Raw genomic sequence first — 15,563 nt, forward strand, 5'->3', positions numbered from 1 at the left:
CCGGTCGAAAGCCGGATTTTTTTTGTAATTCCCGCAGACCTGCTTACAGCATGCAGGCTTTCGCAGATTTTTTGGTTTTGATAGGTACTAGTTTTAGAAACCCCAGAAGGGTGTAACTATTTTGGAAAAATCAGATTAGGATCTATCTCCATAACCCTGTAAGGGTGGAATTTCTTAAAACCTTATAGGGATAGAATAATTTCACCCCTTCGGGGTTTTTAAACCATAGTCACAATTCTCTTCTATAATAATTTCATCCCTTCGGGATTATCATGCGGAGCTCTTTGAAATATCCCAAACTCGAAATCTCTTAACCTGGGTGATTCTACACCTGACTTCATTTTTTCACCACTCAACACCTTCTGCAACTTTGTTTCAAAAACTTTGGTTTAATAGTTTGGCAAAACTTACTTTTGCAACCGTGTTACACTTGCGACTCATCCTTTCATTTGCTTTGATTATGTTTTTTGGCACTCGAGCAAGTGCCCAGAAATGTAATTTGATATTGCGGGGCAAGATCCTGCATCAGGAAAACGATGATGCCATTGAGGCAGCATATGTCTGGATTTTGGAGACCCGCACTGGAGGAGTATCAGACCAGAATGGCAACTTTGTCATTCGAGACCTCTGCCCTGGAACGTACACGGTCACTATTCAATACCTCGGACACAAAGAAATCAGGCAAACTATTGACCTGAGCAGCAATACTACGGCGCAGACTTTCCGCATGGAAGAAGAATCCATGGATCTAAGCGGCGTGGAAGTGCACGGTCATCGGGAGGCAGTACAGACAACGACAGCAGTGACTTCATTGTATGGCGAAGCCCTTCTGGAATCCCGGGGAGAAAGCCTCGGTGAAAGTCTGAAGCGGGTAGCCGGCGTCACCACTTTTTCCACAGGAAACACGATTTCAAAACCGGTAATCCATGGCATGCACAGCAATCGAATCATGATCCTGAATAATGGGATTCGGCTGGAAGGGCAGCAGTGGGGAGCTGAGCATGCTCCAGAAATCGACCCTTTCCTTGCAGATGAAATTACTGTGATCAAAGGTGCAGAGACCGTACGCTTCGGTCCTGAGGCCATGGGTGGAGTGATTTTGGTCAATCCTCCTGCGCTGCCTACTTCCAAAAAACATGTAACCGAAATCAACCTACTCGGAGCTAGCAATGGCCGCATGGGAAATCTGGCAGCTTCTCATCTGGGCGGATCGGAGAAAGTAAAAGGGCTCGGATATCGAGTTCAGGGCTCGGTCAAAAGAGCCGGAAATGTCCAATCCCCTGACTATTTCCAATCCAATACAGGCATGTCGGAGTATAACTTTTCAGGTTCGGCCGGTTACAGTTCGCAAAAACTTGGCATGGAAGTATACTACAGCTACTTCAATACCGAGATAGGAATCCTGAGAGATGCCCATACCGGAAATCTCTCCGATTTGGAAAGTATAATCGAAAATGGAAGGCCATTCTCTGACGGTGAATTCACCTACGAAATCGACAATCCCAAACAGGTAGTAGCCCATCATTTGGCCAAGGTAAAGTCCCATTATCATTTGAATCCCAATTGGAAACTGAATTTCCAATATGGCTTTCAACTCAATAATCGTCAGGAATTTGACCGCAGAAGAGGAGAACTCAATTCTAGACCCAGCTTAGATCTGGAGCTTTTCACGAATACGCTGGATCTTTTTTTGGATCATAACCTAAAGTCCAATTGGAGCGGTTCCATTGGATTCAATGTCATTCAGCAGGCCAATAGCAACGTCCCGGGAACAGGTGTGACACCGTTGATCCCAAATTATGACATGTTCAATGGCGGAATCTACGCGATCGAAAAGTATGTCAAAGGCCCACTGGAACTCGAGGGGGGATTGCGGTATGATTTCAGAACTGTCTCTGCCGCCAGATTTGTCAACAACGAACTGCAAGAGGCTGATTTGGATTACCAAAATTTCTCAGCCTTTATTGGCGGATTGTACCAACTGAGTCCAAATTTCGCATTTACGAGTAATCTAGGAACAGCCTGGAGACCGCCCAATATCAATGAACTCTTCAGTCAGGGCCTGCATCATGGAGCAGCGGCAGTGGAGATCGGAGACCCGAATATGGTCTCTGAAAACTCACTTAAATGGGTCAATGGACTTGAATTTGAAAATGATAAGGCACTCGTGGAAATCACTGCCTACGCGAATCAGATTCAAAATTACATCTATCTCAATCCGACCGGAGAGACTTTTGTATCCCTTCGTGGCACATTCAATGTCTATGAATACCTGCAGGCAGATGCATTCTTCTATGGGGTTGATGTTTCGGGGAGTTACACCTTTTCCGACAGGATCAATGGTTACCTGAAAGGATCCATCATCCGGGCAAAAAATACAGATGAGGGCAACTTCTTTCCATTTATCCCATCTGATCGGATGGACTGGGGTTTTTCTTTCGCCTTCGGCAAAAAAACAAACCCGACTTCTGACCGAATTACAATCAGCAATGTACTGGTCGCTCAGCAATCTAGAGAGCCAGATTTTGATTTGGCACCAGCTCCACCTGCCTATGCCTTATTCAATTTAGGTTATCAGAAGAAAATTCAAGTCGCTGACAACCAATTCAATATTGGTCTTCAGATAAATAACGTATTCGATACCGAATACAAAGAATACATGAACAGATTCCGCTACTTCACTGCGGACATGGGACGAAATATCTTAATTAAACTCAACTATCAATTCTAACAATTACTAACTATGAAAAACCTACGAAAACTTCCTCTGTACCTATTTGGTGTCTTGGCAATGGGATTTGCATCCTGCGACAGTGATGATCCGACTCCAGAAAACGATGGTGAAGTAATCACTGATGTGACGCTAAACTTCCAGGAATTAGATGCAAGTGGCAATCCTGTGGGATTAATCACTTCCTTCTCAGCCAGTGATCCCGAAGGAATCGAAGTCGGTGCAACTCCAACCATTGAAACCGTTTCATTGACTCGTGGCAAAAAGTATCGAATGACTATTGAAGTCTATAATGGAATTGCGGACGAGGATATCACGGAAGAAGTTTTGGAGGAAGCTGATGAGCACCAGTTCTTCTTTCTAGGATCAGCTTTCTCAAGCAACATCCTGACCATCGCCTACGATGATCCAAGTGGAGAATTGATTGGATTACAAAATACACTGAACGTGTCATCCTCTCCAGGAACAAATAACACATCCATGCAGGTAGTGTTAAGACATGATCTTGACAAAAACTTCCCAGGTGCCACTAACCCGAATTTTACAAATTATGTTCAAGCGGGTGGAGAGTCTGACTTGGATATCACGTTCCCGATTGTGATAAATTAATCATGAGGTAAAAAAAGTAAAGGCAACCTGACTAGGTTGCCTTTTTTATTTTCGTTGGTTTGGGATTAAAAATCCTTTCCGCAAATGGCTATTTTGGAAGGATCAAATCCAAGTTCCGCATTGAAACCTGCACCGACATTTCCGGCAACAAGGATCACATTGTAGTCAGGTCCTTCATTGGCTAAGTGAATTTTAACATGACCGTCGAAGCCCTTCATCTGCTCAAAACTTACTTTTGATCCATCTGACAGCGTATTAAGAACGGTAACGCTTCTAAGATTAGCTCCTGATACTGGAGTTAATAGTTGGGCTATTGGCGCATCAGCACTATCATATCCTCCAAAATGCAGGTGAGCCGGATAGGAAATATTCGCAGATCTTGCACCTTCCAAATGAATAGTAAATTCCACACCACCTGTTCGTAATTCCTGAATGGAGAGCGTGCCATTGTAATCAAAATCGCTGGACTTAAAGAGTTGGAATTCAATTCTTTCTCCGGTATAAATATCTGGTTCGGGATCGCTGCAAGACCAAAGCCCCACTAGAATCGACAAACCAAGGATTAACTTTTTCATGTGTATCAGGTTTTGTACAGATAACGGACGGAATACGAATGCTGTTTTATTCCGGATTAAATTTATCATTTTCAGCAAGAAACTTGGTATGCAAAGTCACCAAACCCAAAATTTGTCTTTTAATTGATTCATGAAGCATTTCGCAGAGTTGATCACCAAACTCGACCAAAGCAACAAAACAAGCGATAAAGTAAATGCTTTGGTTGATTTTTTTAACAAAGCCGTCGATGAGGAAAAGATCTGGGCAGTGGCAATCTTCTCCCATCGCCGTCCCAAAAGACAAATTTCCACGCGACAGCTTCGTGAATGGTGCCAAGACCTTGCACAGATCCCCGATTGGCTTTTTGACGAGTCCTATCATGTGGTAGGAGATTTGGCTGAGACGATTGCCTTGCTTTTGCCAATGCCCACTTCGGGAAATGATAAAAACCTCGGTCAGTGGATCTCCTTTTTACTGGAGCTAGAAAAGCAACCAGACGAAATCAAAAAAGAAAAGATTCAATCCGCTTGGTATCAATTAGACCGAACAGAGCGGTTCATTTTCAACAAAATCATCACTGGCGGTTTCCGAATTGGGGTCAGTCAAAGTTTGATGAGTCAGGCCTTGGCCAAAGTACTCCAACTTGACAAATCCAACATCGCACATGCATTGATGGGCAGCTGGGATCCTCGGGAAATCAGTTTTTCAGCTCTATTTGATGCCCGGGAAATGAAGCTTGACAATTCCAAACCTTACCCCTTTTTCCTTGCGCATCCCTTGGAAACCGAACCCGAGGAACTGGGTGAAATTCAAGATTGGCAAGCCGAATGGAAATGGGATGGAATCCGCGGCCAGTTGATCCGGCGAAATGGAGAAACTTTCATCTGGAGTCGTGGTGAGGAATTGGTCAATGAGAAATTTCCCGAACTACTGGATTTTGCAAATTCACTTCCGGACGGCACGGTGATCGACGGCGAAATTATGGCGTTTCGTGATGGTGCTCCCCTGCCTTTTTCGCTTTTACAAACAAGAATCGGGAGAAAAAATCTCAGCAAAAAACAGCTACAGGAGGCTCCCGTTAGTCTTTTGGGCTATGATCTTTTGGAATTTAAGGGGAAAGACATCCGGGAGCTTTCTTTGCAAAATCGGAGAGAACTTTTAGAAGACCTGCATCACGCCTTCCCTCATGAGCGATTCCAACTTCCAAAACTCATTGTAGCAACAACCTGGGAGGAATTGGGGGAAATTCGATCGCTCTCAAGGGATCACCTGGCTGAAGGATTGATGCTGAAACGCAAAGATTCTTCTTATGAAACCGGTAGAAAACGTGGAAGCTGGTGGAAGTGGAAGATAGATCCGCTCACGATCGACGGGGTCATGATCTATGCGCAAAAAGGCCACGGCCGGCGTGCCGATCTGTACAGCGACTACACCTTTGCGGTCTGGGACGGAGACAATTTGGTGCCATTCGCAAAAGCCTATTCAGGTCTTACCGATGCCGAAATGCGAGAGGTAGATGCTTTTGTCAAGAAAAATACCCGCGAACGCTTTGGTCCGGTCAGGACAGTCAAAGCGGAATTGGTGTTTGAAATTGCCTTTGAAGGAATTCAAGACAGTCCCCGTCATAAAAGTGGGATTGCACTGAGATTTCCGCGAATATTGCGCTGGCGCAAAGACAAACCCAAAGAGGAGGCAAATACGCTGGAAGATCTGAAAGCCATTCTAAAAACCTATGGAGGATAAGCGCTTAGCGATTGGCTTAGAGTATTTCAAGAAAAAGGGATGGACACCCTTTCCCTTTCAGATCGAAACCTGGCAAGACTTTTTGGATGGCAAATCTGGATTGCTCAATGCGCCAACAGGATCGGGTAAGACCTTTGCGCTATGGTTTCCCGCACTTTTGGAATACATCCAAAAGAATCCAAACACCTGGCAAAAACCCCAAAAAAACGGGATTCAACTGATTTGGGTGACGCCGCTCCGAGCTTTGGCACAAGACCTCCAAAAGGCCATGCAGGAAGTCTGCAAAGCGATCGGTCTACCTTGGCAGGTCATGGTCAGAAATGGCGATACCGATCCCAAAACGCGGGCAGCGATGAAGCGGAATCCACCCGAATGCCTGATCACCACTCCGGAAACGCTGCATGTCCTGATTTCTCAAAAAGACCACAGGGATTTATTTCAATCCATTCAGGCTGTGGTCGTGGACGAATGGCATGAACTGGTAGGAAATAAGCGTGGTGTGCAGGTGCAATTGGCGCTGGAGTACATTCAGTCGATCTGTCCGGGGACGTTTCGCCGCTGGGCTGTTTCGGCGACGATTGGCAATCTTCAGGATGCTGCCAAAACACTTTTGGGCGATCATCTTCCACTGCATATTGTCAAAGCCAAAGTGGCAAAAGAGATCTTGATTCGCTCCGTTTTCCCAGAGGAAATCGAAAAATACCCCTGGCATGGACACTTGGGAATCCGAATGATGGATCAGGTGATTGACATCATCGAAGCAGGTCGCACAGTTCTGCTTTTTACTAACACGCGTTCCCAAACCGAGATTTGGTATCAAAAAATACTGGAAGAACGACCCGATTGGGCGGGTTGGATTGCGATGCACCACGGTTCGCTGGATAATTCAGTTCGTGCTTGGGTGGAAAATGCGCTGCATGAAGGAATCCTAAAGCTCGTCGTGTGCACGTCAAGTTTGGATTTGGGTGTGGATTTCCGTCCGGTGGATCGGGTGATTCAAGTAGGCAGTCCAAAAGGTGTATCCCGATTTGTGCAGCGTGCAGGTCGGGCGGGACATCAGCCGGGTTTGCCATCAGAGATCTTTTTTGTTCCGACTAATTCCCTCGAATTGATTGAAGCCGCTGCACTTCGTGATGCTATCGAACAGGAGGAAATGGAGTCGCAATTCACCCCCCAATTGCCCTATGACGTCTTAATTCAGTTTTTGGTAACGCTAGCCGTTGGGGATGGGTTTGACCCGGATTCGATTTTCCCAGTAGTCAAAAGAGCCGCGTCTTTTGCTCAACTCTCGCAAACGGAGATGAACTGGATGATGGATTTTATCACCAAGGGAGGAAATTCATTGGGCAATTACGAAGACTTTCTGAAAGTAAGCTTGGATGAAGATGGCTTATACAAGGTGAAAAGCAAAAAAATCGCCATGAAGCATCGGCTGAGTATGGGAACAATAGTCTCTGATGCGATGATTAAGGTGAAGTTTAAAAACGGGGCATATCTCGGGACAGTGGAGGAATATTTCATTGCCAAAATGAAAATTGGCGACCGGTTCTTTTTCGCAGGCAGGAGCTTGGAATTGCTTCAGGTGAAAGATTTGAATGCGTATGTGAAAATCTCCGAAAAGAAGACCAACAATGTCGTCAGTTGGATGGGGGCCCGGATGTCACTTTCCTCCAAGCTTTCGGATAAGATTCTGGAGATCTTTCAGGAATACAATTCAGGGATCATCAAGTCAGAGGAAGTGAGGCGGGTTTTGCCAATCCTAGATCTTCAGGACAAGCTTTCGATTGTACCGGATAAAAACACATTTCTAATCGAATCGCATCGGAGCAAAGAAGGCTATCATTTGTTCTTTTACCCATTTGAAGGGCGAATGATGCATGAGTTGATGAGTGCATTGATCGCGTATCGGATATCCTTGAATTTCCCCATTTCATTCAATATGGCGATGAATGATTATGGATTTGAGCTGCTGACAGACACGCCGATCACAGCCGAAGATATCTTGGAGGAGGATATTTTCTCCATGAAAAATATAGAAGATGACATCCTTCACTGCGTAAATGAAAGTGAAATGTCCCGAAGGAAGTTTCGCGAGATTGCCAGCATTGCAGGTCTAATTTTCCAAGGCTATCCTGGCAAACCGATGACTTTTAAGCACATTCAAGCTAATTCGGGCTTGCTTTATCAGGTCTTTGAGCAATATGATCCCGATAATCTTTTGCTGAAGCAGGCAAGACAAGAGGCGCTCAATCAACAAATGGAGCAGGAAATGTTTTACCAGGCGTTGCGCAAGCTCAACCAAAAACAGATCGTGGTAAAGCATCCGGTACAGTTTACGCCATTTTCCTTTCCCATCATGGTAGACCGACTCAGCCGCACCAATATCTCATCGGAGACAGTTGAGGATAAAGTGGCGAAAATTATGGCGTCGTTTGAAGTAATTGATTAGGTAAATTGACTAATATTTTTGATTTATTGGTTAAATTTGAAAATGGAGCCGAAAATCAAAACGTCAAGACGCGTAGTAGTTGCTATTTGGAAAAATAGAGGTGAACGAGAGATGGAAATATTTTCAAATCTCAAAGTTTTTTGCGAATCCTATCCTAGCCTCAGCTATAGCACCTTGAACAATTATCTCGGGAAGGCAAAAACTGCTTTTGAAAATGATCAACTGGTTTTGTTTAGAAAGGAAGTCTATACCAAACCTATCGCCCGGAAAGTTAGATCAATTCAAGCCGTAGTGAATAGATATAATCAAGCAACACATGAAGAGGCTGAGCAAAATCTGGATTTTTGGCTTGCAGCTGAACCTGAATCAAGACTTTATGCAGTGACTAAACTCACTTCAGAAGGGATACCAAAAGACACCAAAATAGATAAGCAAAAGATCCAAAAACTTAAGATGAAAGAATGATCCTATTTCCCGACTTTGAAGATTTCATTGGGCTCCTAAACGCTCATTCGGTTGATTACATGGTAGTAGGTGGTTATGCTTTGGCTTTTCATGGCAAGCCAAGAAATACTGGAGATTTGGATATTTGGATTGAAATTTCTGAAACCAATGCTACAAAGCTTCTTAAGGTTCTTGTCGATTTTGGCTTTGGTAATTTAAATTTCAAAAAAGAGGACTTCACAAAACCCGGATATATCACTCAAATAGGTTATCCACCGCTTCGTATTGACATATTAAATACAATTGATGGAGTGGAGTTCAAAGACGCTTATCCCAATTCGAAAATCATAAAAACTGAGAATCTAGAAATCAGATTTATTGGTTTGAAGGATTTTATTCAAAATAAATCTGCTTCTGGTAGACCTCAGGACCTAGTAGATATTCAAGAAATAAAAAAGAGAAGCAAATAATTGTTCACTAATTCGCTCTCCAGAAAAACGGCGTGAACAAAATCAGTATGGTAAACAATTCCAGTCTGCCTAGAAGCATCATGACGGACAGCACGATTTTAGCCATTGGAGAGAAAAAGGCAAAATTATCCACCGGCCCTACCTGTCCAATGGCTGGGCCTACGTTGCCCAAACTGGTAGCTACTGCCCCCAAAGAAGTCGCCAAATCATAACCCAATAAGGATATCAAGAGTGAACCGATCACAAACGTACTGAGGTAGATCAATAGGAAGTTCATGATGTTATTGATGATCCTTCCAGTGACCCGCTCTCCATTGATAATCAGAGGAACAATTGCTCTTGGATGAACAATCCGTTTAAACTCCAGCCAGGAATTCTTCAAGAAGGTCACATGGCGGACAAACTTAATCCCGCCTGCGGTAGAACCAGCCGATCCACCCAAAAACAAAAGCATAAAACAGATATAGGAGATTCCCTGACCATATTGGGTGTAATCATCCGATACAAAACCGGTAGTAGTCACCAAGGAAACTACCTGAAAGGCGGCCTTTCTGAAGGCAAATTCTATACTGATATCCGATTGGACAAAAATCGGAATTGAAAGAATGACGGATAGAAAAATCAAGGCAATGGAATAGGCCTTAAACTCATCGCTTTTGATTACTTTCTTAAATCTCCCATGCAATCCAAAGTATATCAGCGTGAAGTTGGTGCCTGCCAAAAACATAAAAATGATGGCTATGTATTGAATGAATGCCGAATCATAATAGGCCATGGAAGCATTTTTGGTAGAAAAACCACCAGTAGCTAAGGTCGTCAAAGCATGATTGATGGCGTCATAAAATGTCATTCCGCCCACCCAGAATAGTAAAGTCGCTGCCAAGGTCAATCCCACATAAATGTACCATAGCCGCTTTGCAGTCTCGGAGATTCGTGGGTGTACTTTATCTGAAGTTGGCCCGGGAGATTCTGCTACAAACAGCTCAATCCCGCCAATACCAAGCAATGGAAAAATCGCAACGGTCAAGACGATTATTCCCAATCCACCAATCCATTGCGTCATAGATCGCCAGAATAGAAGCCCCTTTGGCATCGCCTCAATGTCAGTCAAAATGGAGGCCCCAGTAGTAGTCAAACCTGAAACCGTCTCAAAAATCGCATCCGAAACAGAAGTCACTTCAGAAGACAAAATATAGGGCAGCATCCCGAACCCCGTCATAAAAATCCAACTCAGCACCACGATCAGGTATCCCTCTCTTTTCCTGACGAGTTGATCATATTTTGAGAATGAGAAAAAAGCAATCATTCCAATAAAAAGAGAGATTGCTGCTGAAATCATGATTGGGGCAGAATTTTCCCCATAAATCCAGGAAATGGCCGCAGCAGGAAGCATCAAGACGCCTATCAAAAAAAGTAGGGCGCCCATGATCTTGCCGATGGCTTTGAAATGAAGCATTCTTAGTGGAAAAGTTTTTCTAATGACAATTTCGCTTCGGGCAAAGCCAAGACGATGGCTTTGTCATTCAAATGAAGTAAAAAATCCCCATCCGGAATAAACACTTCCTCGCCCCGGATCACTCCGGCTACGATGGCTGTCTCCGGGAAGTGCAGTTCCTTGAGCGGATGCTTGGTTAGCCGGTTATTTTTATTGACACTGTATTGGATGAATTCGGCATCTACGCCATAAATACCAGACACGGCCTCCACAGTTCCTTTTTTCAGAAATCTGGAGATTTCATTTGCCGCCACTAGCTTTTTATTGATCAGCGAATCCACCCCAATGCTGTGAGAGATATGAATGTATTCCCGGGTATCAACGTGCGCAATGGTCTTGTATACTCCATGATTTTTGGCTGACAAACTGGTAATGATGTTGGTCTCGGAGGACTCAGTCAGCGCCAAAAAAGCATCCATCTGCTCCAAACCTTCCTCTACCAGCATTTCGATGTTTTTGTAATCCCCATTGATGACCAGGGTATCAGTCAGGTGTTCGGCGAGCCACTTGCATCGCTCTTTGTCTTTATTGACGAGAGTGACCCGATATTTTTCTTGCAGCTTTAGCGCAGTAGTCACAGCCATATCATCTCCGCCGATGATCATGATATTCTTGACTTTGACCTTTTTCTGGCCCAAGACTTCCTGGATTGTCTCGGTATTTTTCTTATTAGAGATGAAAAAAACATGATCGTTGTTTCGGACAATTGTACTCCCTCTTGGAATGAGAGTTTTTTGGTCACGGACTATCGCGATGATGCGAATGTCCTCGTAGATCGGATCGGATTTCGTATCCATGATCCGCTGATTGACAAGCGGGCTGAATTGATCCAGCGTGATGCCGACGATGTTCAACTTTCCACTGCCAAAATCAAAAACCTCGGTAAAGCTGGAGTTTTCGATCATATTGAAAATCTCCCGGGAGCAAAGCATGGTCGGAGAGATCAGATTGTCAATTCCCAGATTGTTGAAATAAGGAATATTCTCCTCATTGAGGTAGGAGTGGTTTCTGACCCGAGCCATGACACGTTTTGCACCAAGCTGCTTGGCTAGAACAGCCGTGACAATATTGGTCTTTTCGGAGGTTGTGACCGCTAGCACCATGCTGGCTTTTTCGACATTAGCCTGCTGCAAAACATCTATCGATGTGGCATCACCTTGGATGGTCATTACATCCAACTTGGAGGCTACATAATCCAAAACATCCCGCTCGGTATCGATGAGTGTAATGTCTTTATTATCAAAACTTAATCGCTCGGCCAGGTGGTAACCCATATCTCCTGCTCCTGCGATTACAATGTGCATCCCCATAGAGGTATTTAAGAGTAATCTGAAAGGGTGGCAAAATTAGAAGCTTTCTGAATGATATTCAGCGAATAAGCTTTTTTCTTTTGCAATCAGAATCAAAAGGTAAAAAAATAGCGTCCAATTAGTCTTATTAGAATTCGATTTTTAAAAAGCAAACGATTTCTTAATCTTCCAGAATATTTTTGCTCTGGGTCTCTGGCAATTCTTGGACGTCTTTCAGTTTCTTTTGGATGACTCGCGTCCGCAATCCTACCAATTTATCCAGTTCGGAATTGGCCTCGTGGATCTTTCGTTGGGTTTTCTCCAAGAGATGTGCAAATGTGCCGAATTCAGTCTTTACCGCTCCAAGCACCTGCCAAACCTCCGAACTACGTTTTTGAATTGCCAAAGTCCTGAAGCCCATCTGAAGTGAATTTAGGATCGCTGATAAGGTTGTCGGCCCAGTGACGATCACTTTGAAATCCTGCTGAATCTGCTGGGCAAGTCCTGGTTCGCGAAGAATCTCGGCATAAAGGCTCTCCACTGGCAAAAACAGAATCGCAAAATCCGTAGTGGCCGGAGGGTGGATGTACTTCCCCTGAATTTCTGCTGCCGACTTTTTGACAGCCTTGATCAATTCCTGACGACAGAATTCGATCGCGGCTTTGTCAGCCATATCGTAGGCATCCACCAAGCGCAGATACGATTCCTGAGGAAATTTGGAATCCATCGGCAGCAGCACCGTTTCGTCTTGTCCAGGCATTTTCACTGCAAACTCCACCCGATCCCGTGTTCCATTCACCGCAGCATTCAAGATATACTGGTCCGGAGCAAGCATATTCTCCAAAAGCGCCTGAAGCTGGTATTCACCCAAGATCCCACGACTTTTCACATTGGTCAAAACCCGCTTGAGATCCCCTACTCCATTGGCAAGTGATTGCATTTCGCCCAAGCCTTTTTGCACTGCTTGAAGTTGATTACTGACCAATTCGAAAGACTGGCCGAGTCGTGTTTCCAGCGTTTTTTGAAGCTTCTCATCGACAGTTTCCCGGATCTTTTCAAGTCTCGCTTCGGTGTTCTTGACCAACTCGTCCTGCCTTTGCGTCAGCTGAGCAAACTTCTCACGCTGCAGGGCATTCAGATCTTGCATTGTAGCTCTGACCACTTCACCAAACGCTCTAAGGGATTCATTTTGCTCTTTGGATCCTGCACGCTGGTTATCAAAAATCAGTCGAAACTGTTGAGTCAAGTTTTCGCCTGATTCCTTTCGGGCTTCGCCCAAAGCTTGGGCAAGTTCACGGCTCATTCTCGCAAGTTCTGATTGAAGAAAAATCCGCTCTTGATCATTTTTCCTCCGAAAAAAAATCAATCCCAATATGAAAAGCTGAACTGATAGGACAACAAAAAGAAGAATATTAATCGGCATAGACGATTTGTTTAGGCGGCTCAAGGTAGTTTTTTCTTACCTCCACACCTAAAAAGGATAAGTATTCTGCGACAGATTCCGTCGGAATTTCTTCCATCGGCACATGTCCAGCCTCATCAAAGATGATCAAATTTGAGCCAGGAATAGCTTTTTCAAAGGCATAGGCATTTGAAACAGGAATCCAAGAATCCTTACTTCCCCAGAGAATCAAAGTCGGCATCGTCAAGCGCTCAAAATCGACCGTGGATCTGCGTGGGATGCTTAACCGATCCAAAGTCGCCTTTCGATTACCTTCTCTGAGCATCAATTCAAAATAGCGATCAGTCGTTTCCGATTGAATCTTGGACTCGTCTCCGTAGACTTCTTTCATGTTCATGGCAAAAAGAAACTTGGGTGTACATTTCAGAAAAATCTTCGAAAAGATGGGATTTTCGATCAGTTTGAACACCCAAGCACCACCTCCCCGCGAAGAAGATTGAGTCGAATCCAAGCTCCGGGTTTCAAGTCTCGGTGCTCCAGAGGCATCTACGAGATTCAGGGAAAGCACTTGATCCGGCCGGGTGGACGCAACTTGCAGCGCCACAGCTCCTCCCATGGAATTCCCCGCCAGATGGAATTTTCGAAGATTAAGTTTTTCTGCCAAAGCAAGGACTAACTCGCTGTAATCCTGAATCGTATAGCGCTTCAATTCATCCGGCCCGGTCAATCCATGTCCGGGGAAATCCAGCGAGATCGTTAGAAAATAGGGACTAAGTTCCTGCTGCCAACTGTCCCAAGTATGAAGTGAAGAAAAACTCCCATGCAGCAGGAAAATCGGGTCGCCTTCTCCCATAAACCTGACATGGACATTGATCCCGTTGACTTCCACGAAGTGGGATTGCGGCGTCTGATATTTATCGTTTATCTCCTCCGCTGGGATATCGCTGCGGTATAGCAACAGCAAAAAGAAGACAACTGTCAAAAGCAGACCTGCAAAGAGTTTTGCCATTCGCTTGATCCAAATCATAGCTTGAGTTTCAATTAATCAATCTTCTAAACACTAAAACTTACAATAATTCTTTTCAATTCTCTATTTTCCGAAAAATTACCTCCTTGAACGTTAAGAATCCACTTCGAAATATAGGCCCAGGCCCGCTTATCGCTGCAGCATTTATCGGACCAGGGACAGTAACTGTTTGTACCCTCGCAGGGGCAAATTTCGGTTTCTCACTACTTTGGGCCTTGGTACTTTCTATTGTTGCCACAGTCATTTTACAGGAAATTTCCGGGAGAATCGGCATTGTGACGGGTTCAGATTTAAGTTCTCTAGTAAGGAATCAAACGGGAAATCGGGGCTTCAGGCTGTTTTCGATGATTTTGATCTTGGTGGCTGTAGTTCTGGGAAATGCTGCCTACGAATCCGGAAATATCTCTGGGGCTAACCTCGGCTTAGATTTCTATTGGACTGCGCCGACACTTGATTATTTAGGGCTTCAGCTTCAATCGGGAAACTTCATTTTGGGAATCATCGCCTTCCTATTACTCTGGTCAGGAAGTTACAAAGCCTTGGAGCGGGTTCTGATGGCTTTAGTGATTTTGATGTCGATTGCATTTTCGGTAACGGCAATTTTAACTAAACCGGATTTTTCGGCACTGCTGAGAGGATTTATCCCGACTTGGAACTCTGCCGAAATCCCGACTTTGGTAGCGCTTATCGGGACGACCGTAGTTCCTTACAATTTGTTTCTCTATGCCTCTTTGGTAAACAAACGATGGAAAAATGTAGCTGACCTTCCCCTGATGCGACGTGACATTGCGGTTTCCGTGATTTTGGGAGGGATAGTTTCGATGGCAATTTTGATCGTCGGTGCTGCGAATACGAGTGAGGAAATCACCTCAGCCATCGATGTGTCCCGAGGACTGGAAGCGGTCTTCGGTCGCTTTGCAGGCTACATGATGGGGTTTGGATTACTGGCAGCGGGCCTGACTTCATCCTTGACAGCACCCTTAGCAGCCGGTTTTGTAGTCTGTGGAATTATGGGCTGGGATCAGGAAATCAAGTCCAAACCGATGCGCATCAGCATGGGCATCATCGTCGGGTTGGGCTTACTTTTTTCATCCTTTGGAATCAAACCCGTCCAACTCATCACTTTGGCACAGCTGGCCAATGGCATCCTTCTTCCGGTGATCAGCGGCTGGATTATTTGGATTGCTTCGCAAAGTTCGGTTTTAGGAAAATTCAAAAACTCATCAATCCGAACAGGAATCGCAGGTTTGATTTGGCTGATTACTTTGGTTTTGGGTTTGAAAAGTATCGGGACGGTTTTTGGTTGGTTTTAGGGTTTTTGAACAACTAAGATGATTTAGAGAATTAAG

Annotated in this window: 12 protein-coding genes; 7 read left to right on the forward strand and 5 right to left on the reverse strand. The window is 44.5% G+C overall.

Annotation, left to right across the window (positions count from 1 at the left end; genetic code table 11):
* The first annotated feature begins 421 nt into the window (after positions 1-421).
* Positions 422-2,731 (forward strand): TonB-dependent receptor, encoded by a 2,310-nt coding sequence (locus DK188_RS06455; protein WP_394335840.1) that lies wholly within the window; start codon positions 422-424, stop codon positions 2,729-2,731.
* A 12-nt stretch (positions 2,732-2,743) separates the two neighbouring features.
* Positions 2,744-3,340, forward strand: coding sequence for a hypothetical protein (locus DK188_RS06460; RefSeq protein ID WP_111669992.1), 597 nt, complete (start codon positions 2,744-2,746; stop codon positions 3,338-3,340).
* Between the two features lie 65 nt (positions 3,341-3,405).
* On the opposite strand, the gene DK188_RS06465 is transcribed toward DK188_RS06460, so the two are convergent.
* Entirely contained in the window at positions 3,406-3,915 is a 510-nt protein-coding gene (locus DK188_RS06465) for a hypothetical protein (RefSeq protein WP_232825673.1), read from the reverse strand.
* Between the two features lie 130 nt (positions 3,916-4,045).
* Between DK188_RS06465 and DK188_RS06470 the strand changes: the two genes are divergently transcribed.
* The 4 genes from DK188_RS06470 to DK188_RS06485 are packed head-to-tail and all read left to right on the forward strand — an operon-like array spanning position 4,046 to position 9,001.
* Entirely contained in the window at positions 4,046-5,638 is a 1,593-nt protein-coding gene (locus tag DK188_RS06470) for an ATP-dependent DNA ligase (protein ID WP_111669993.1), read from the forward strand.
* The gene (locus tag DK188_RS06475) at positions 5,628-8,087 is read left to right on the forward strand and encodes a ligase-associated DNA damage response DEXH box helicase (RefSeq protein WP_111669994.1); all 2,460 of its coding nucleotides are present in this window, start codon (positions 5,628-5,630) and stop codon (positions 8,085-8,087) included. The genes DK188_RS06470 and DK188_RS06475 overlap by 11 nt, the downstream gene beginning before the upstream one ends.
* Before the next feature lie 42 nt (positions 8,088-8,129).
* Positions 8,130-8,552, forward strand: a complete 423-nt coding sequence (locus DK188_RS06480; RefSeq protein ID WP_111669995.1) for a hypothetical protein — start codon at positions 8,130-8,132, stop codon at positions 8,550-8,552.
* Positions 8,549-9,001 (forward strand): nucleotidyltransferase, encoded by a 453-nt coding sequence (locus tag DK188_RS06485; protein WP_111669996.1) that lies wholly within the window; start codon positions 8,549-8,551, stop codon positions 8,999-9,001. Before DK188_RS06480 ends, DK188_RS06485 begins: the two co-directional genes overlap by 4 nt.
* 7 nt (positions 9,002-9,008) lie before the next feature.
* Here the strand turns inward: DK188_RS06485 and DK188_RS06490 are convergent, their stop codons facing one another.
* The 4 genes from DK188_RS06490 to DK188_RS06505 form a co-directional block, all read right to left on the reverse strand.
* Positions 9,009-10,457: a TrkH family potassium uptake protein gene (locus tag DK188_RS06490; protein ID WP_111669997.1), complete on the reverse strand. Its 1,449-nt coding sequence runs from the start codon at positions 10,455-10,457 to the stop codon at positions 9,009-9,011.
* A gap of 2 nt (positions 10,458-10,459) precedes the next feature.
* A complete protein-coding gene (gene trkA, locus DK188_RS06495) occupies positions 10,460-11,806 on the reverse strand; it encodes a Trk system potassium transporter TrkA (protein WP_111669998.1) in 1,347 nt (448 codons plus the stop codon).
* Positions 11,807-11,966: 160 nt separating this feature from the next.
* A complete protein-coding gene (locus DK188_RS06500; RefSeq protein ID WP_317046862.1) occupies positions 11,967-13,088 on the reverse strand; it encodes a DNA recombination protein RmuC in 1,122 nt (373 codons plus the stop codon).
* 109 nt (positions 13,089-13,197) lie between these two features.
* Entirely contained in the window at positions 13,198-14,214 is a 1,017-nt protein-coding gene (locus DK188_RS06505; RefSeq protein ID WP_232825674.1) for an alpha/beta fold hydrolase, read from the reverse strand.
* An 86-nt stretch (positions 14,215-14,300) separates the two neighbouring features.
* On the opposite strand from DK188_RS06505, the gene DK188_RS06510 reads away from it, so the two are divergent.
* Entirely contained in the window at positions 14,301-15,527 is a 1,227-nt protein-coding gene (locus DK188_RS06510; protein ID WP_111670000.1) for an Nramp family divalent metal transporter, read from the forward strand.
* The last annotated feature ends 36 nt before the right edge of the window (positions 15,528-15,563 follow it).

The sequence above is a fragment of the Algoriphagus litoralis genome (assembly GCF_003259255.1).
In the GTDB taxonomy this organism is placed as follows: Bacteria; Bacteroidota; Bacteroidia; order Cytophagales; family Cyclobacteriaceae; genus Algoriphagus; species Algoriphagus litoralis.